Raw genomic sequence first — 16,839 nt, forward strand, 5'->3', positions numbered from 1 at the left:
CAGAACTCCCTTGAGAGCCGTGACAGACCATCACGTCGATAGGAGGCATGTGGACGGGCGGCAACGCCTGAAGCTGAGCCTTACTAATCGCTCGATCGGCTTGATCCTTCCCAGCAGGCGGCCCGCGCGCAGCGGCAAGCCCTGGACGCACGAGCCAACACCGCAAGAACAAGAACGCAGACGTCCTCACTTAACGAAACCCGCCCGTCCGGTCCGGATGGTTCGCGTGTGCCTTGGTGACCTGGTGGTCATGGCGAGGCTCCCAACACCCGATCCCATTCCGAACTCGGCCGTGAAACGCCTCAGCGCCGATGGTACTGCGTCTTAAGACGTGGGAGAGTAGGTCGCCGCCAGGTCACCACGGCACACGCCAAACCAAAACGGACACGGACGGACACGGTTTCACACACGCTTGACAATCGTCGCACACGGTCCTTGACCCAGGAACACCCGCGGGGTGGAGCAGCCCGGTAGCTCGTCAGGCTCATAACCTGAAGGTCGCAGGTTCAAATCCTGCCCCCGCAACCAAATCAGCCCGCTAAGCCACCGGCTTGGCGGGCTTTTTCATGTCCGGAAAGCACCTTGCTGAGCCCCCTTCGGCCCGAAACCGCCTGGAGATCGGCCTGGGACGCGGGTGTTGTGCGGACGGCTCGTTGCGGACAGCCCTGTGGGGGGCCGCTCAGGCGACCGGGACGTGCGACACCCTGGGCGGGTTGAAACGGCGGATTTTAAAGGGAATGGAAGCGATTCGGTGGATGCCGTGAGCGACAGGGTGGTGTCACACCGCTGGGATTTGCGCCGCTTCCGGGCGAATATCCAGTGTCGCATCACTGACTTGGAGGAATTGGTGGAGCCGAGGAGGATCGAACTCCCGACCTACGCATTGCGAACGCGTCGCTCTCCCAGCTGAGCTACGGCCCCACACACCGTCACCGGCGTGCGGCGGATAATGGTGATGCGAAGGGTGCCTGTCAAGCCCTCTGAACGCGCCCAAACGCGGGCATCGGCGGTTCGCGGAAGAGGCTGGCCAAGGGGATGTCGGCGCCCGGCCGCGCGGCACTGGACAGCACTCGCCGCTTGTGCTTAGGGTGCCCCGCAAAATCGGACAATAAAGGGACGGGCCGGGCATGATTGCGCTCTACCTGCTGATCGACACCGTTCTCAGCCTCTATGTGTGGCTGCTCATCGCTTCGGCGGTGCTGAGCTGGTTGGTGGCCTTCAACGTCGTCAACACCCGCAACCGCGCGGTCTATGTCATCGGCGACTTCCTCTATCGCATCACGGAACCAGTGCTGCGCCCGATCCGCCGCGTCCTGCCGAACATGGGCGGCTTGGACCTGTCGCCGATCGCGCTGATCCTGCTGATCTTCTTCATCCGCAACCTGATGGCGGAATACTGGCCGCGCTTCTGATGACGGGACCGTTCGGGGCCGCTCCCTTTGAAGCTGTGGCGGACGGCGTCCGGCTGGCGCTGCGGGTGACGCCCAAGGCGTCGCGCAACGCCATCGCCGGGCTGGCCGCCACGGCGTCGGGAGGAACGGCCCTGAAGGTGACTGTCACCGCCGTGCCGGAGAACGGCAAGGCGAACGAAGCGGTGGTGAAACTGCTGGCGAAGGCGTGGAAACTGCCCAAGACCAGCCTGACGGTGGTGGCCGGCGCCACCGACCGGAACAAGATTGTCCATGTGGCCGGCGATCCGGCCGATCTGATGCGCCGGCTGACGGCGCTGGTGGAAACAGCGAAGCCTGACACGGGAAAGAGCGATGGCGGGAACAGCGATGGCTGAGGCGAGGATCATCGACGGCAAGGCGTTCGCCGCGGGGCTGCGCGCCCGCGTGGCGGAGGGTGTGGCCGCTCTCAAGGCCAGCCACGGCGTCACCCCCGGCCTCGCCGTCGTGCTGGTGGGTGAGGACCCGGCAAGCCAGGTCTATGTCCGGTCCAAGGAAAAGGCCCTGGCCGACCTCGGCATGAACAGCTTCGACCACCACATGCCGGCCGACCTCGGCGAGGCGAAGCTGCTGGCCCTGATCGACCGGCTGAACGCCGATCCGGCGGTGCACGGCATCCTGGTCCAGCTTCCCCTGCCCAAGCACATCGACACGGCCCGCGTGCTGGCCCGCATCGTCCCGGAAAAGGACGCCGACGGCTTCCACGTCGTCAACGCCGGCCTGCTGGCGACCGGCGGCGCCGGCGCCATCGTGCCCTGCACCCCGCTGGGCAGCCTGCTGCTGCTCCGCGACACGCTGGGCAACGACCTGAAGGGCAAGCGCGCGCTGGTGCTGGGCCGCTCCAACATCGTCGGCAAGCCGATGGCGCAGCTTCTGCTCCAGCAGGACTGCACCGTCACCGTCGCCCATTCCCGCACCCAGGACCTGCCCGGCGAATGCCGCCGCGCCGACATCCTGGTCGCTGCGGTGGGCCGTCCGGAGATGGTGCGCGGCGACTGGATCAAGCCGGGCGCCGTGGTCATCGACGTCGGCATCAATCGCATCCCGCACCCGACCGAGCCGGGCAAGACCAAGCTGGTCGGCGACGTCGCCTACGACGAGGCGGTCAAGGTCGCCGGCGCCATCACCCCGGTGCCGGGCGGCGTCGGGCCGATGACCATCGCCTGCCTGATGCTGAACACGCTGGCCGCCGCCTGCCGCGCCGCCGGCGCGCCGGTCCCGGCCGAGGCCCTTGCATGATCACGGTCCACGCCCGGGTGGGCGGCCGCGTGGTCGAGCAGCCGCTCGCCCTCGGCGAGCCGCTGCCGCCCAACACGGTGTGGATCGACCTTCTCCGCCCCGACGAGGCGGAGCGCGCGCATGTCGGCGCCGTCACCGGCTGCGACCTGCCGACGCGCGAGGAAATGAAGGAAATCGAGGCGTCGAGCCAGCTCTACACCGAGGGGGAGGCCGTCTACCTCACCTCCTCGGTGATCGCGCGGGCCGATTCGCCGATGCCGGAGCAGGGCGAGGTCACCTTCGTCCTGACCCCCCGGCACATGATCACGGTGCGCTTCACCGAGCCGCGCTCCGTCGCCACCTTCGCCGCGCGGACCAGCCGCCAGCCGGAGCTTCTGGCCAGCGCGGAGGACGCGCTTCTGGGCATCCTGGACGCGGTGATCGACCGGGTGGCCGACGTGCTGGAGCTGATCGGCGCCCGCATCGACGGGCTCTCCGCGCGCATCTTCACCGACTCACTGAACAACGGCGGGTTCGGCGGGGGTGGGGCCGGTGGCGGCGGGCGCGCCGCCAAGAAGCCGGACGAGCTGCAGGACGTGCTGCGCGGCATCGGGCGGGCCGGCGACCTGACGCACAAGGTGCGCGACAGCCTCGCCGGGCTGGACCGGCTGGTCGCCTTCCTCTCCTCCGTCGCCGCCGGACGGCTGACCAAGGAGCAGAAGGCCGCGCTGAAGACGCTGTCGCGCGACCTGCGCTCCCTGAACGAGCACGCCGGCTTCCTGGCGCATGAGGCGAATTTCCTGCTCGACGCCACGCTCGGCCTGATCAACATCGAGCAGAACGCGATCATCAAGATCTTCTCGGTCGTGTCGGTCGCGCTGATGCCGCCGACGCTGATCGCCTCGGCCTACGGCATGAACTTCCATTACATGCCCGAATTGGATTGGGACTTCGGCTATCCCATGGCGATCCTGCTGATGGTTCTTTCGGCCGTGGTGCCGCTCTGGTACTTCCGCCGCCGCGGGTGGCTTTAACAAAAAGAAGGAAACCGCCGATGATCGTCCTGTCCGATGCCGCGCTCGACGCGCTCCTCGCCCAGGACGTTCCCTACGGTGACCTGACCACCGACTCGCTGGGCATCGCCGCCGCCCCGGCGCGCATCCGTTTCATGGCGCGCGGCGCCATGGTGCTGGCCGGGACGGAGGAAGCCGCCCGCCTGATCGGGAAGGCCGGCGGCGCGGTGACGTCCGTCCGGCCCAGCGGCATGGCGGTGGAGGCCGGAGCGCTCTTCCTGGAGGGGCACGGCCCGGCGGGCGCCCTGCACCGCGGCTGGAAGGTGGCGCAGACGCTGGTCGAATACGCCTCCGGCATCGCCTCCCGAGCCCGCCGCATCGTCGAGGCCGCGCCCGGAGTCACCGTCGCCTGCACCCGCAAGAACTTTCCCGGCGCCAAGGACCTGTCGGTCAAGGCGGTGCTGGCCGGCGGGGCGGTGATGCACCGGCTGGGCCTGTCGGAAACGATCCTGGTCTTCGCCGAACACCGCGCCTTCCTGTCCGGTCCCCCCGAGGCGTGGATCGCCGACCTGCGCCGCCGGGCGCCGGAAAAGAAGATTGTGGTGGAGGTCGACACGGTGGCGGACGCCATCGCCTTCGCCCGGGCCGGGGCCGACGTGCTGCAACTGGAGAAGCGCACGCCGGAAGAGGCCCGCGCCGTGGTCGAGGCGACGCGCGGCCTGCCGCGCCCACCGGTCGTCGCCGCGGCGGGCGGCGTGACGGAGGACAACGCGGCGGCCTACGCCGCCGCCGGCTGCCCGCTGCTGGTCACCACCGCCCCTTTCTTCGGGCGCCCGGCGGATGTGAAGGTGGTTCTGGAACCGGCCTGAGCGCCCCAACCCCTCTCCCGCCCCGGGAGAGGGGGCCCGCGCAGCGGGCGGGTGAGGGTCGTGCGAGGATCAAGACGCTGATCCTTGGCGATACCCTCACCCTCCCGCCGCTTTGCGGCGGGTCCCTCCCTCTCCCGGGACGGGAGAGGGGATTCTCCAACGCCTTCAGCGGTCGCGGTTCGGGGCGATCTGGTCCACGCGGTGGGCGAAATCGACGTCGGCCTGGGTCAGGCCGTCGGCGCTGCGGGTGCACAGGATGATCTCCACCCGGCCCATGTCGTTGAACCATTCCGGATGGTGGTTCGTCCGCTCCGCCAGCAGGGCGACTTGGCTCATGAAGCCCCAGGCGGCGGGGAAGTCGGGGAAATGGTAGGTCTTGCGGATCGCGTCGCGCTCCAGAACCTCCGCCCAGCCGTGCAGTTCCTTCAGCGCGGTCTGCCGCTTGGCGCCCACCAGCTTGTCCGACATTCCTTCCCCCGTTGTTGGTTGGCCTGTTTGGTTGGTCTGTGCAAGGCGTAACGGACACGGATCGATCGTGGATCAAATCGGTGTTCCGGTCCGCCTTCCGGTTTAGCGCCGCTTGGCCTGGGCGGCAAGCAACGCTACCTTCACCGGTATGATGCGCAAACCGGCACACACCCACACCGTTCCCCCCTCCACCCCCGACCTCGAGCGGATGGCCGAGGACGCGCTGGAGACGATTCCGCGGGAACTCCTGGCCCCGATCGCCAATTTGTCGATCCATGTCGAGGATTTCCCCGACGAGGAGACCGAGCGCGAGATGGAGCTGGAAAGCCCTTTCGACCTGCTCGGCCTCTACCGGGGCGTCGATATGACGCGCCAGAGCGTCGCCGACCTGCGCAGCGGGCCGGACATGATCTTCCTCTACCGACGCCCGATCCTGGACTATTGGTGCGAGACCGGCGAGGACCTGTTCGCCATCGTCCGCCACGTCCTGATCCACGAGATCGGCCACCACTTCGGCCTGTCGGACGAGGACATGGAGCGCATCGAGGCCATGGAGGGGTGAGCTACCCGTCCAGGGCCTCGTCCACACGGCGGCGCAACGCCGGGACCAGCTCCGCGTCGAACCACGGGTTCTTCTTCAGCCAGGCGGTGTTGCGCCAGCTCGGGTGGGGCAGGGGCAGGAACTCCGGCAGGTAATCCCGCCACGCCGCAACCGTGTCGGTCATCGTCCGTTGGCGGCGGTTTCCCAGATAGTAAGCCTGGGCGTAACCGCCGATCAGCAGGGTCAGCCGCACCCCGGTCAGGGCGGTGCGCAGCGGCGGGTGCCAGAGCGGCGCGCATTCCGGACGCGGCGGGTAATCGCCGCCCTTCGGCGCCGTGCCGGGGTAGCAGAGCCCCATGGGGACGATGGCGATCCGGCTCTCGTCGTAAAAGGCCGCGCGATCCATGGCCAGCCACTGGCGCAGCCGGTCGCCGGACGGGTCGTTCCAGGGAATGCCGGTGGCGTGCACCCGCGCGCCCGGCGCCTGCCCGACGATCAGCAGGCGGGCGGACGGGCTGCCGCGTAGCACCGGGCGGCAGCCGTGCGGCAGCACCCCCTCGCACAGCCGGCAGGCGCGGGCCTGTTCGAACAGGCTCTCGAGATCGTCGGTCACAGGTCCAGCAGCGCGGTCACGAAGGCCGGGACCAGCGCGGTCGCCGGGCCGTTGACGGAGTCCGCGAACAGGCTGGCGCCCGCCGACGGTTCCAGGTTCAGTTCCAGGGTCAGGGCGCCGGCGTTGCGCGCCTCGGCCACGAAGCCGGCGGCGGGGTAGACGTTGCCGGAGGTGCCGATGGAGACGAACAGGTCGCAGGCGCCCAGCGTGCGGTAGATCCGCTCCATCTGGTAGGGCATCTCGCCGAACCACACCACGTCGGGGCGCATGCCGCCCTTGCGGGCGCAGGACGGGCAGACGTCCTCCACCGACAGGTCGGTGATCCAGTGTTCCACCTTGTTGTGGCAGTGGCGGCAGAAGACCGCGTTCAGCTCCCCATGCATGTGGATCAGCCTGTGCGACCCGCCGCGCTCGTGCAGGTCGTCGATGTTCTGGGTGACCAGCAGCAGGTCGCCTTTCCAGCGCCGCTCCAGCTCGGCCAATGCCCGATGGGCGGCGTTCGGCTGCACCGCGGGGTCGCGCAGGCCGCGCCGCCGGTCGTTGTAGAAGCGGTGGACCAACACCGGGTCGCGGGCGAAGCCCTCCGGGGTGGCGACGTCCTCCAGATCGACCTTGGCCCAGATGCCGTCGGCGCAGCGGAAGGTGTCCAGGCCGGATTCCTTGGAAATGCCGGCCCCGGTCAGGATGACGATGGAGTCGGTCGGTTTCAGATGATTGGCGATGCTCATAATGGCGTTGGTCATGGCGCCCTGGCGGGTTCGGGGAACGGCTGCTAGATCTCGGATGCGGGAAACAGAAAGGAGGAGACCGGGATGGTCAAGGTCCTGTTCGTGTGCACGGGCAACATCTGCCGGTCGCCCACCGCGGAAGGTGTGTTCCGCGACCGGGTTCGGCAAGCCGGTTTGGAGAGCCGCATCGGCACCGATTCGGCGGGCACCCACAGCTATCATGTGGGGGAGGCGCCCGACCCGCGCAGCCAGCGCGCCGCCAAGGCCCGCGGGGTGGACCTGTCGGATCTGCGCGCCCGCAAGGTGACCGCGGCGGACTTCGCCGACTTCGATTACATCCTGGCGATGGACGGCGGGCATCTGGCGCAGTTGCGGCGCATGGCCCCGACGGACAGCCGGGCGACGGTCGCCCTGTTCCTCGACTACGCCCCCGGCGCGCCGACGCGCGAGGTGCCCGACCCCTATTACGGCGAGGGGCTGCATTTCACCGAGGTGCTGGACCTCTGCGAGGCTGGGGCAGCGGGGCTGCTGGAGGCGATCCGGCGGGACCGGCTGTGAGCAGCGCGCCGGACCTGCGGGAGGCTCTGGAACAGGCGCTGGGCAGTCCGGTCCGGTCGCTCGATCGGCTGGCCGACGGGCACAACGCGGCGCTGTGGGCCGTGACCCTGGCGGACGGCCGGCGGCTGGTGGCGAAGGTCGCCTCCGGAAGCGGGACGGGGCTGGAGCCGGAGGGCTTCATGCTGCGCCATTTGGCCGAACGCTCCGCCCTGCCGGTGCCGGCGGTGCATCACGCCGACGACGGGCTCCTGGTGATGGACCGCATCGAGACCAGCGGCGGCATCACCCCAGCGGTGGAGGAGCACGCGGCGGAGCTGGTCGCCGCCCTGCACGGCATCACGGCGGACCGCTACGGTTTCCCGCGCGACACGCTGATCGGGCCGCTGCCCCAGCCGAACGGCGAGACGGCGGACTGGATCGCCTTCTTCCGCGACCACCGCCTCCTGCACATGGGCCGCAAGGCGCTGGAGGAGGGGCGCATCGACGCCGGGTTTATGGCCGGGCTGGAGCGGCTGGCCGCCCGTCTGCCGGAGCTGATCGGGGAGCCGGGGCCGCCCTCGCTGATTCATGGCGACCTGTGGGGCGGAAATGTGCTGGCTCGCGGCGGGCGGGTGGCGGCTTTCATCGACCCGGCGCTGCACCACGCCGACGCGGAGATCGAGCTGGCCTTCAGCACCCTGTTCGGCACCTTCGGCGATGCCTTCTTCCGCCGCTACGGGGAGATCAGGCCCTTGCGTGCGGGCTTCTTCGAACTGCGGCGGGATCTCTACAACCTCTACCCGCTGCTGGTGCATGTCCGGCTGTTCGGCGGCTCCTACGTCGGGTCGGTGGAGCGGACGGTGCGGCGTCTGGTCGGTTGAGGCTCAGCGCCAGAGCGGTTTCTGCGCCTCGGTGACGGCGTCGTAGCGGGTGATGCCGATGTCCCGCAACTCCCGGTCGGACAGGGAGAGCAGGGCGTCGCGCTGGCGGCGCTCCTCCCGGATGCGGGCGATCCAGGCCAGCAGGGCATGGAGACGGCGGGCCGGCGATGGGGCGGTGCGGGGGAGGGCGTGCAGGGTCATGGTGGCCTCCGGCGGGTGCGAGGAAGGCACCAGCATCCGGCTGTCCCCGCCGCTTCGGCAAACGGGACCTTTTCATCGTCGGGTGAGCGGGTTTCATCCGAAGCGGATCACCGCCAAATCACCGCCCCTGGGCGAACTCCGCCCGCATCCAGGCACGGAAGGCGGCGACCTCCGGGCGGCGCAGGCTGTCCTGGGCGGTGACAAGCCAATAGGCGCTTTTCGCGCGCAGGCGCGGCCCCATCACCTCGACCAGCTGGCCGGACGCCAGCTCCGGGTCGACGGTCGGACGCCGCCCGATGATGACGCCCAGCCCGCGCACCGCAGCGTCCACCGCCATGTGGATGGCGTCCAGCCGCAACCCGCGCTTCAGCCCGTCGTCCAGCGCCGACGGCGGCAGGCCCGCGGCTTCGGCCCAGGCGGTCCAGTCCTCCGACACGTCGGCGACGTGGAGCAGCGGGACGGTGGCGAGGTCGGCGGGACCGGCGATGCGCGTCGCCAGGGCGGGGGCGGCCACCGGGACGAGGTCCTCCTCCATCAGCTTCAGCGCGGCCAGACCGGGCCAGTCGCCCCGGCCCAGCCGGATGCCGGCGTCGATGCCGTCGCGGGGGAACTCGACCACCCGGTGGGCGGTGTCCAGCGCCACCGTGATCGCCGGGTGACGCTCCTGGAAGGCGGGCAGGCGGGGGATCAGCCAGCGCAGGGCGAAGGTCGGGGCGGCGCTGACCGACAGCCGCCCGCTGGGGGCCCGGCCGGGCACGCTTTCCGTCGCCAGCGCCAGCGACTGCAGCGCGTCGCGCACGCGGGGCAGGTAGGCGTGGCCGGCGGGGGTCAGCGACAGGCTGCGGTTGCCGCGCAGGAACAGCTCCACCCCCAGCCAGTCCTCCAGCGTCTGGATGCCGTGGCTGACCGCGCTGGGGGTCAGGTGCAGCTCTTCCGCCGCCGCCTTGAAGCTCTGGTGGCGGCCGGCGGCCTCGAACAGGCGCAGGGTGTTGAGGGGCGGCAGTCGGTAGGCCATGGCCCGCGCAGTCTCCGACAGGCCGCAAGGCCGCGCAAACAAAAAGCCCCGCCGGAAGGGCGGGGCTTTTCGATCGTCCGGGGACCGCTTGGCTCAGAGAGCCTCGTCGACCCACGTGAACAGGGCGGTCTTCGGCAGGGCGCCGATCTTGGTGGCGGCGACGTTGCCGTTCTTGAACAGCATCAGCGTCGGGATGCCGCGCACGCCGTATTTGGTCGGGGTGCCGGGGTTGTCGTCGATGTTCAGCTTGGCGACGGTGACCTTGCCGCCATACTCCTTGGCGAGGTCGTCGAGCGCGGGAGCAATCATCTTGCAGGGGCCGCACCACTCCGCCCAGAAATCGACCAGGACCGGACCGTCGGCCTTCAGCACGTCCTGCTCGAAGCTGTCGTCGGTGACCTTGATGGGATCGCTCATGTGACCTCTATGCCTGGGTTCAGGGGCACCGCCGCGCCGATTTTCCACCGGCGGCGGACCCATCCCTCATCGGTGGAATTTGCCAAAATGTATGACCGAGCCCCCTCATTGGTCAAGCCGGGGCGCGAATGCGGTCTCGTCAACCCAATCCGCCGCCCCGTGCAACGCGGCCGGGGGTGAAAAGTTCCAAAGGCGGACTATCGCGCGCGCCTCACTCCGGAAGTTCCATCAGGGCGGCAACTCCATCAAAGCGGGGGTGTCGGTCCACAGCAGGACGCAGCGCACCGCCTTGTCCGGGTAGATGGCGCGCAGCGCCGCACGGTAGGCCTCCATCTGGCGGACGTAGACGGGCGGCACGTCCTCCGCGCGGACGGGTGGCGGGCGGTTGGTCTTGTAGTCGACGATCCACACCGCGTCGTCCTCGATCACCAACCGGTCGACCCGGCCCGACAGGGCGCGCCCGGTCACCAGACCGACCACCTCCACCTCGGCGCGGGAATTGGGGCCGAACAGCCGGGCAAAGCGCGGGTCGGTCAGGACGCGCATCGTTTCGGATGCGATTTCATCCTGGCGCTCGGCCGTCAGCTCATGCCCGGGGCGGGCGAGGTAGCGGCGGGCGGCGGCCTCCCGCGCGTCGGGCGGCAGGTCGGGCAGGGTCTGCATCAGCCGGTGGATCAGCAGGCCGCGCTTGAAGCGCGCCCCGTCATCCTCGCCCAGCGGGGAGCGCATCGCCGGCTCGTCGCCGTCGGGGCGGGAGGGGGTGAGGGGACGCGACGGCTCCGGCTCCTCCGGCGCGGCGGCGGTCAGCCAGGGCGGGGCCTCCTGCGCCGCCAGCACGCGGCCGGCCCCGGCTCCGTCCGGCTTGGGAACGGCGGTCTGCGGGTCGGCCAGCCGCCATCCCTCGCCGCTCCAGCCGTCCGGGCAGAGGGTGGAGAAGTCAAAGGGGTGCGGCACGCCGATCTCGCCCATCGCGGCCTCGACCAGCTTGTACCAGCAAGCCTCCGACGGCTCCTTCCTGCCCTGGAAGCCGCAGACGTACAGCCGGTCCTCCGCGCGGGTCAGGGCGACGTACAGCAGGCGCCTGTACTCCTGGTCGCGGCGGCGGTTGGCGCGGGCGCGCGCCTCGGCGCACAGCGCGTCCTCCTGCGAGCGGCGGGCGGCGAAGAGCGGCACGGCGCAGCCCTCGTCGGGCCAGAGGATCGGCGGACTCTGGGTCGGCGTGCCCAGCGTGTCGGGCAGGAAGACGATGGGCGCCTGAAGCCCCTTCGACCCGTGCACCGTCATGATGCGTACGCGTCCGCCGCCCTGCTCCAGCTCGCGCTTGATCTCCGCCTCGCTGGCCGCCAGCCAGGCCAGGAAATTCTGCAGCGACGGCGGCTCGGTCTTCTCGAAGGCGAGGCATACGGCCAGGAATTCGTCCAGCGGGTCCTGCGCGTCGGGGCCGAGCCGCTTCAGGAGGGCGCGGCGGCCCGACCCGTCCGGATCGGCCGGGCAGGGGGCGGCCAGCAGCCCGGCGAACAGCTCGTAGGGCGCCAGGAAATCGGTGCGGGCCAACTGCGCGCCCAGATAGCGGCGGGCCGGGCGGTAGGTGGGATCGTCCTCCGCTTTCGCCACCAGCGCCCGCCACAGCGTGCCGCGCCGCCCGTGGGCGAGGTCGAACAGCTGGTCCTCGCTTAGCCCGATCAGCGGCCCCTTGAGGACGGTGGCCAGAGTCAGGTCGTCTTCCGGCAGCAGCAGGAACTCGCACAGCGCCATCAGGTCCATGACCGCCAGCTGCTCGGTCAGCACCATGCGGTCGACGCCGGCCACCGGAACGGCGCGGTCCTTCAGCGCGCGCACCAGCTCCGTCACGAAGGCGGTGCGGCGGCGGACCAGCACCATGACGTCGCCGGGCTGGATCGGCCGGCCGCGCGACTCGAGCGACTCGCCGCGCTGGGTCCAGTCGCGGATGGTGTCGGCGATGACCGCGGCCAGCCGGGCCGACGGCGAATCGGCGGCCTCGCGCTCCACCGGCGGCGCCCAGGCGGGCGGGTCGGCGGCTTCCGCCGGCTTCACCGGGGGCCACAGCTCGACCAGACCGGCATGGCCGCGGCGGAAGGCGCGGTGGCGGATCACCGGGCTCGTTTCGGACGCGACACCATCCTTGGCGCCGTCCAGCCCGAACACCGCGTCCACGGTTTGCAGCACGGTGGCGGTGGAGCGGAAGGAGATGTCCAGCGCCACCGCGTGCCAGTCGCGCTCGGCGGCCTTGGCGCGGGTCTGGAAATGGCGGCGCATGCGGGCGAATTCGGCAGGGTCGGCGCGCTGGAAGCTGAAGATCGACTGCTTCTCGTCGCCCACCGCGAAGACGGTGCGGGTCGTTTCGCCCCCGTCGCGGGCGCTGAGGCCGGCGAAGAATTCCTCGGCGATGGAGCCGACGACCTGCCACTGCTCCGGGTTGGTGTCCTGCGCCTCGTCGATCAGGATGTGGTCCAGCCCGCCGTCCAGCTTGAACAGCACCCAGGGCACGGCGGGGACACCGTCCTTGCCGCGCAGCAGGGCGTTGGCCGACAGGATCAGGTCGTCGTAGTCGAGCAGCGCCTTGGCCTTCTTCTTCGCCTCATAGGCGCTCAGAAGCGACTCGGCCAGGGTCAGCAGGGCGGTGGTGGAGGCGGCGACCCCGGCCGAGCGAACCCGTTTCATCAGCGAAACGAGCCGTTCCGCCTCACGCTCCAGAGCCGTCAGGGCGGCGGGGAAGGAGGTTGCCGGCTTCTTGGTGATCAGCGTCTTGCGCGCGCCGCCCTCCGCGGTCAGGAAATGGCGGACGTAGATCTGGAAGGCGCGCACGCGGTTTTCTGCGGCGTCCAGCCAGCTCTGGATGCCGACTCCGCGCTCCTCGTCGGTCTTGCTGCCGGTGGACAGCGCCCGGCAGGCGTCGCGCAGCCCCGGAACGTCGAAGGCGTGGTCGGCGCAGGCCTCGCGCAGGATCGCCGCCTCGGTGATGCCGGGCGGCACGCCCAGCGCCTCGTGAACCGCGTCCGCCGCGCCGTCCAACCCGTGAAAGCTCTCGAACAGGCGCTGGATTCGCCCGCGCTCGCTGGCCAGCTCGGCCAGGATGTCGGCGAACTCCTCGGCGTTCAGCTCGGCGGTCAGGCGGGCCATCGCCTTGCCGAGCGGGCTGTCCGGGGCGGCGCGGCCGGCGTGCAGCACCTCGTCCCGCGCCTCGGTCAGCAGACCGGCGGATGTCCGCTCGTCCATCACCTCGAAATGCGGGGCGAGTCCGGCCTCCAGCGGGAAGCGGCGCAGCAGCGACTGGCAGAAGGCGTGGATCGTCTGAATCTTCATGCCGCCCGGGCAATCCACCACCTGGGCGAACAGCCGGCGGGCGATGGTGCGGGTCTCCGCGCTCGGCCGCTCGCCGCAGAGGTCGGCGAGCCGGTCCTCCAGCCCCTCGTCGGGCAGGGTCGCCCAGATGCCCAGCGTGCGGTTGATGCGGATGGACATCTCCGCCGCCGCCGCCTTGGTGAAGGTCAGGCAGAGGATGCGCGCCGGCGCGGTGCCGGACAGCATCAGCCGCAGCACGCGGTCGGTCAGCACCTTCGTCTTGCCGGACCCGGCGGAGGCGCCCACCCACACCGACGACAGCGGATCGGAGGCGAGCCGCTGCGCGACGTTGGGGTCCAGCGGCAGGTCGCGGACGGGGAAGTCGAGGACGGTCATGGGCGGGTCGTGGGGTGTGGGGCGGTGGGGGTTGCGGGTGCCCCCTCCCTAACCCTCCCCCGCTTTGCGGGAGAGGGGACTGCCGCCGCTTCGCGCAAAATCCCCTCCCTCGCCGCAGGCGGGGGAGGGTTGGGGAGGGGGCCGCGGCGCATCACCCCTCACCCCCATCGCCACCCGCCGACCACTCCTGCACCCGCGCGAGGTGGGCGTAGTCGGTGTAGCGCGGGGCCATGGCCGGGCGGGGGCAGGAGCGGTAGGGGGTGGCGGGGTCGTCGAAATGGCGGATCAGCTCCTCCAGACCGGCGCGGGCCTCGGCGGCCAGAGTCGCCGGGTCGCCCTTCACCGCCTTCTCCTCGCCCGGCGGGTCGCCGCCGGACAGGCGCCAGAAGGCCAGTTCCGCCACCCGGTTCTTCGCGACCCCGGCGAAGCCGCCGGCCTCGGCCATGGCGGCCTCCAGCGGGAGCTGCGGGGCAAAGCCCAGCTCGATCTCGCGGGTCGAGGGCGGGGTGCCGGTCTTGTAGTCGATCAGGACCAAGCCCAAGCCGCCCGAATCGATGCGGTCGGCCTTGGCGGTCAGCAGGAAGGGGCCGGCGGGGCCGCTCAGCGTCAGCTCGCCCGATACCTCGGTGGCGAGCGGCTTCAGGGTGCGGCGGCGGTCGCGCTCCAGCCCGACGAACCACTCGGCGATGCGCTCGAAGCGCGGCCACCAGAAGGCCCAGACGTCGGGATGGCTGTGCAGCAGCGGGCCGAAGGACTCGCGGCCCATCGCCAGCAGCCGGTGCAGCGCGTCGTCGGGCAGTTGGCCGGGATAGGCCTTCACGAAGGCGTCCAGGGCGGCGTGGATGAACTGGCCGCGGTCAGCGGCGCCGGGGTCGGCGGCGATGGGGTCGAGCTTGCGCAGGCGCAGCACATGCTCGGCGTAGATGGCGTAGGGGTCGCGCATCCACTTCTCGATCTTGGTGACCGACAGCTTGCGCGGGCGGGCGGACACCGGCGGGCGCGGCTCCGGCGGGGCGACGGGGCGCACGGCGTCCGGCTCGTCCAGACCGCGCGCCCAGGCCAGCCAGGGCTCCCCGGCCAGCTCGATCCGGCCGTCCAGACCCAGCGCGCGCAGCACCGTCTCCAGCCGCAGCAGCCAGCGCGACGGCACGGTGGGCGTGCCGTCCACCCGCTCCGCGCGGGTCAGCACGACCTCCTCGGCGCCGCAGGCGTGGGTGAAGTCGTGGGCGGACAGGCCGACCATGCGCTCCGGGCTGGGCAGGCCGAAGTCGCGGCGCATCGGGCGCGACATCCAGGGGTCGGCGTCGGGATCGGGCGGCCAAGTCCCCTCGTTCAGCCCGCCGAGGACCAGCAGGTCGAAATGCTGAAGGCGCGCTTCCATGGGGCCGAGGATGTAGAGGCGCGGGTGCAGGCCGAAGCGCGGGCGCACCGGGCGCATCGCCATCAGCGCGTCGAGCAGCGCCGGATAGTCCTTGCCGGGAACGGCGGGGAAACCGTCCGCCGCCGCCAGCAGCTCATGGACGAAGGTCGCGGCCTCCTCGCCGTCGTCCTGCCGCCACAGGAACTCCGACCCTGGTGCGTCGGTGCGCGAGGCCAGCGCCTCCGCGAAGGCGACGTGGGCGCGGACGAGGTCGCCGAGCGGCGCCTCGCTGAACAAAGCCTCCATGAAGGGGGCGGCGAGCCTTTCCAGCGTCTCCAGCCAGCCGAGCAGGGCGGCCTGCTGGTCCGGGTGGTCGAAGCGGTCGGCGGCCTTCAGCGCGGCGATCAGCCCGGCGAAACCCTCCGCCGGGCGGGGGCCGCGCAGCACGGTGCGCTCCAGCGCGCGGGCGGAGCGGCGGAACTCCGCCGGGTCGTGGCCGCCGGCGGCCAGCGGGTGCTTGGCGAGCGCCAGCAGGGCCAGCGGGTGGGCGCGGCTGGCGGCCAGTTCGGCGGTCAGCCGCAGATAGGTGCCGACCGCGGTGTGGACCAGCGGCTGGCCCGCCGAGTCGTTGACCGCGATGCCCCAGCGGGTCAGCGCCATGGCGACCCGGCGCGCGAGGTTGCGGTCGGGGGAGACCAGCGCCGCCGTCTTGCCCGGAGTCTCCAGCGCGTGGCGGAGCAGCAGGGCGATGACCGACGCCTCCTCCTCCGCGGTCGGGGCGTCGATGCGGGTCAGCCCGTCCAGGGCCGCGGCGTCCAGCCCGTCCAGCTCCCGCCAGCTTTCCGTGGTGGCGGCGGGGCGCATGGCCTCGGCCAGCAGGCGGGCGCGGGCGGCCCGCGGCTCCTCCGCGTCGTTCCAGCGGCGGACGGCGGCGCGGCCGACCGACAGCCGGTCGAGCAGGTGGGCGAGGCCGTGTTGCGGGTGCGCCTCGTCGGCGCGGATGGCGTCCCAGCTCGCCTCGTCGGCCTCCAGGTCGAGGCCGGGCAGCACGACGGCGCCCTGCGGCAGGGCGGCGACCACCGCCAGCAGGTCGGCCGACGCCGGGATGGAGCCGGTGGAGCCGGCGGCGATCACCAGCCCCTGCGGCGGCTCCGCCCGCCAGAGCGCGGCTTGCGTCTGGAGCACGAGGTTGCGGCGCTGCGCCGGGTCGGTCAGCGCGCTGGCGCCGAGAACTCCAGGCCATTGCTCGGTAATAATTCGGAGGAACTTCAGCGTTTGCTGCCAGTGTGCCGCATAATCTTCGGGGACTAGTGCGGCCAAGCGTTCAAAGTCTATGCTTTCCGTCCAAACGGCATCAATTAGCCGACCTAAGTCTGCGCCAAGACGAACTGCTTGTGCAGTGGTGGCGGACATGCCTTCCGCTGCTAGAACGAAACGTGCAAGCGTAAGCTGGCGTGACAATGGCTTGACGGCGTCCGGCAGCTCCAGCGGCACGCCGGGCAGCTCCTCCGCCGAGGTCAGGCTGAGCGAGGCGGCGTCCAGCTCGCCCAGCGGGCTCATCCGCGGCAGCAGCATCGGCTGCCCGCCGGAGCGGCGCAGGAAGGCCTCGCGCAGCGAGCGGCAGGAGCGGCGCGTCGGCAGCAGGACGGTCACTCCGGCCAGCGCCAGCGGGTCGTTCCCCACACGGTCCAGGATGCCCGCGGCGAGCTCGTCCACGAAGGACACGCCGGTGGGAATCGAATAGACCTTGGGCTCCGCCCTGCCGCTCATGCCTGCCCCGGAAGCTGTATCGTCAGACGCGCGAGGATACTAGATGTGGGGCAATGAGACC

General features: G+C 70.9%; 16 protein-coding genes, 2 tRNA genes and 2 rRNA genes. 11 read left to right on the forward strand and 9 right to left on the reverse strand.

The window, feature by feature from the left end:
• From FBZ83_RS03900 to FBZ83_RS03910, 3 genes are all read left to right on the forward strand, one after another.
• A 23S ribosomal RNA gene (locus FBZ83_RS03900) occupies window positions 1–108 on the forward strand; the annotation flags it as partial.
• A 132-nt stretch (window positions 109–240) separates the two neighbouring features.
• Window positions 241–356 (forward strand): 5S ribosomal RNA (gene rrf, locus FBZ83_RS03905).
• 95 nt (window positions 357–451) lie between these two features.
• Window positions 452–528, forward strand: a tRNA-Met gene (locus FBZ83_RS03910).
• A 317-nt stretch (window positions 529–845) separates the two neighbouring features.
• Here the strand turns inward: FBZ83_RS03910 and FBZ83_RS03915 are convergent.
• Window positions 846–921, reverse strand: a tRNA-Ala gene (locus tag FBZ83_RS03915).
• A gap of 206 nt (window positions 922–1,127) precedes the next feature.
• On the opposite strand from FBZ83_RS03915, the gene FBZ83_RS03920 reads away from it, so the two are divergent.
• Genes FBZ83_RS03920 through modD form a run of 5 tightly spaced genes read left to right on the forward strand, consistent with a single transcriptional unit; the run spans window position 1,128 to window position 4,548 of the window.
• On the forward strand, window positions 1,128–1,412 hold the full coding sequence (locus tag FBZ83_RS03920) for a YggT family protein (RefSeq protein ID WP_014238675.1): 285 nt from the start codon (window positions 1,128–1,130) through the stop codon (window positions 1,410–1,412).
• Window positions 1,412–1,786 carry a DUF167 domain-containing protein gene (locus FBZ83_RS03925; RefSeq protein ID WP_145681189.1) on the forward strand — a complete coding sequence of 125 codons (375 nt, stop codon included), beginning with the start codon at window positions 1,412–1,414 and terminating at the stop codon, window positions 1,784–1,786. The genes FBZ83_RS03920 and FBZ83_RS03925 overlap by 1 nt, the downstream gene beginning before the upstream one ends.
• Window positions 1,779–2,687, forward strand: a complete 909-nt coding sequence (gene folD / locus FBZ83_RS03930; protein ID WP_145681190.1) for a bifunctional methylenetetrahydrofolate dehydrogenase/methenyltetrahydrofolate cyclohydrolase FolD — start codon at window positions 1,779–1,781, stop codon at window positions 2,685–2,687. The genes FBZ83_RS03925 and folD overlap by 8 nt, the downstream gene beginning before the upstream one ends.
• On the forward strand, window positions 2,684–3,700 hold the full coding sequence (locus FBZ83_RS03935; protein ID WP_145681191.1) for a magnesium transporter CorA family protein: 1,017 nt from the start codon (window positions 2,684–2,686) through the stop codon (window positions 3,698–3,700). Before folD ends, FBZ83_RS03935 begins: the two co-directional genes overlap by 4 nt.
• Before the next feature lie 20 nt (window positions 3,701–3,720).
• A complete protein-coding gene (gene modD, locus FBZ83_RS03940; RefSeq protein WP_145681192.1) occupies window positions 3,721–4,548 on the forward strand; it encodes a ModD protein in 828 nt (275 codons plus the stop codon).
• 165 nt (window positions 4,549–4,713) lie between these two features.
• Here the strand turns inward: modD and FBZ83_RS03950 are convergent, their stop codons facing one another.
• Window positions 4,714–5,016, reverse strand: coding sequence for a 4a-hydroxytetrahydrobiopterin dehydratase (locus FBZ83_RS03950; protein ID WP_014238670.1), 303 nt, complete (start codon window positions 5,014–5,016; stop codon window positions 4,714–4,716).
• Between the two features lie 148 nt (window positions 5,017–5,164).
• On the opposite strand from FBZ83_RS03950, the gene FBZ83_RS03955 reads away from it, so the two are divergent.
• Window positions 5,165–5,578, forward strand: coding sequence for a metallopeptidase family protein (locus tag FBZ83_RS03955; RefSeq protein WP_035669725.1), 414 nt, complete (start codon window positions 5,165–5,167; stop codon window positions 5,576–5,578).
• Between the two features lies 1 nt (window position 5,579).
• Here the strand turns inward: FBZ83_RS03955 and FBZ83_RS03960 are convergent, their stop codons facing one another.
• Both FBZ83_RS03960 and FBZ83_RS03965 read right to left on the reverse strand, forming a co-directional pair.
• Complete coding sequence (locus tag FBZ83_RS03960) at window positions 5,580–6,170, reverse strand: uracil-DNA glycosylase family protein (RefSeq protein WP_145681193.1); 591 nt, start codon at window positions 6,168–6,170, stop codon at window positions 5,580–5,582.
• Window positions 6,167–6,913 carry an NAD-dependent deacylase gene (locus FBZ83_RS03965; protein ID WP_145681194.1) on the reverse strand — a complete coding sequence of 249 codons (747 nt, stop codon included), beginning with the start codon at window positions 6,911–6,913 and terminating at the stop codon, window positions 6,167–6,169. The genes FBZ83_RS03960 and FBZ83_RS03965 overlap by 4 nt, the downstream gene beginning before the upstream one ends.
• 69 nt (window positions 6,914–6,982) lie before the next feature.
• Between FBZ83_RS03965 and FBZ83_RS03970 the strand changes: the two genes are divergently transcribed.
• Together FBZ83_RS03970 and FBZ83_RS03975 are read left to right on the forward strand one after the other, a co-directional pair.
• Window positions 6,983–7,456 carry a low molecular weight protein-tyrosine-phosphatase gene (locus FBZ83_RS03970; RefSeq protein ID WP_145681195.1) on the forward strand — a complete coding sequence of 158 codons (474 nt, stop codon included), beginning with the start codon at window positions 6,983–6,985 and terminating at the stop codon, window positions 7,454–7,456.
• Window positions 7,453–8,316 (forward strand): fructosamine kinase family protein, encoded by an 864-nt coding sequence (locus tag FBZ83_RS03975; RefSeq protein WP_145681196.1) that lies wholly within the window; start codon window positions 7,453–7,455, stop codon window positions 8,314–8,316. Before FBZ83_RS03970 ends, FBZ83_RS03975 begins: the two co-directional genes overlap by 4 nt.
• A 3-nt stretch (window positions 8,317–8,319) precedes the next feature.
• On the opposite strand, the gene FBZ83_RS03980 is transcribed toward FBZ83_RS03975, so the two are convergent.
• From FBZ83_RS03980 to addB, 5 genes are all read right to left on the reverse strand, one after another.
• Entirely contained in the window at window positions 8,320–8,553 is a 234-nt protein-coding gene (locus FBZ83_RS03980) for a DUF1127 domain-containing protein (RefSeq protein WP_247888130.1), read from the reverse strand.
• An 82-nt stretch (window positions 8,554–8,635) separates the two neighbouring features.
• Window positions 8,636–9,532, reverse strand: coding sequence for a transcriptional regulator GcvA (gene gcvA / locus FBZ83_RS03985; protein WP_145681197.1), 897 nt, complete (start codon window positions 9,530–9,532; stop codon window positions 8,636–8,638).
• A 93-nt stretch (window positions 9,533–9,625) separates the two neighbouring features.
• A complete protein-coding gene (gene trxA, locus FBZ83_RS03990; RefSeq protein WP_014238663.1) occupies window positions 9,626–9,949 on the reverse strand; it encodes a thioredoxin TrxA in 324 nt (107 codons plus the stop codon).
• A 228-nt stretch (window positions 9,950–10,177) separates the two neighbouring features.
• Entirely contained in the window at window positions 10,178–13,648 is a 3,471-nt protein-coding gene (gene addA, locus FBZ83_RS03995) for a double-strand break repair helicase AddA (protein WP_145681198.1), read from the reverse strand.
• A 151-nt stretch (window positions 13,649–13,799) separates the two neighbouring features.
• Window positions 13,800–16,778 carry a double-strand break repair protein AddB gene (addB, locus tag FBZ83_RS04000; RefSeq protein WP_145681199.1) on the reverse strand — a complete coding sequence of 993 codons (2,979 nt, stop codon included), beginning with the start codon at window positions 16,776–16,778 and terminating at the stop codon, window positions 13,800–13,802.
• Between the last annotated feature and the right edge of the window lie 61 nt (window positions 16,779–16,839).

The sequence above is a fragment of the Azospirillum brasilense genome, assembly GCF_007827815.1.
Classification (GTDB): domain Bacteria; phylum Pseudomonadota; class Alphaproteobacteria; order Azospirillales; family Azospirillaceae; genus Azospirillum; species Azospirillum brasilense_C.

Bases quoted from the DNA above. Each gene is read 5' to 3' on its own strand.
- folD (WP_145681190.1), top strand. From the start codon at position 1,779: ATGGCTGAGGCGAGGATCATCGACGGCAAGGCGTTCGCCGCGGGGCTG.
- FBZ83_RS03920 (WP_014238675.1), top strand. From the start codon at position 1,128: ATGATTGCGCTCTACCTGCTGATCGACACCGTTCTCAGCCTCTATGTG.
- FBZ83_RS03965 (WP_145681194.1), bottom strand. From the start codon at position 6,913: ATGACCAACGCCATTATGAGCATCGCCAATCATCTGAAACCGACCGAC.
- FBZ83_RS03925 (WP_145681189.1), top strand. From the start codon at position 1,412: ATGACGGGACCGTTCGGGGCCGCTCCCTTTGAAGCTGTGGCGGACGGC.
- FBZ83_RS03955 (WP_035669725.1), top strand. From the start codon at position 5,165: ATGATGCGCAAACCGGCACACACCCACACCGTTCCCCCCTCCACCCCC.
- FBZ83_RS03950 (WP_014238670.1), bottom strand. From the start codon at position 5,016: ATGTCGGACAAGCTGGTGGGCGCCAAGCGGCAGACCGCGCTGAAGGAA.
- FBZ83_RS03980 (WP_247888130.1), bottom strand. From the start codon at position 8,553: ATGCTGGTGCCTTCCTCGCACCCGCCGGAGGCCACCATGACCCTGCAC.
- gcvA (WP_145681197.1), bottom strand. From the start codon at position 9,532: ATGGCCTACCGACTGCCGCCCCTCAACACCCTGCGCCTGTTCGAGGCC.
- addB (WP_145681199.1), bottom strand. From the start codon at position 16,778: ATGAGCGGCAGGGCGGAGCCCAAGGTCTATTCGATTCCCACCGGCGTG.
- FBZ83_RS03970 (WP_145681195.1), top strand. From the start codon at position 6,983: ATGGTCAAGGTCCTGTTCGTGTGCACGGGCAACATCTGCCGGTCGCCC.
- trxA (WP_014238663.1), bottom strand. From the start codon at position 9,949: ATGAGCGATCCCATCAAGGTCACCGACGACAGCTTCGAGCAGGACGTG.
- FBZ83_RS03935 (WP_145681191.1), top strand. From the start codon at position 2,684: ATGATCACGGTCCACGCCCGGGTGGGCGGCCGCGTGGTCGAGCAGCCG.
- modD (WP_145681192.1), top strand. From the start codon at position 3,721: ATGATCGTCCTGTCCGATGCCGCGCTCGACGCGCTCCTCGCCCAGGAC.
- addA (WP_145681198.1), bottom strand. From the start codon at position 13,648: ATGACCGTCCTCGACTTCCCCGTCCGCGACCTGCCGCTGGACCCCAAC.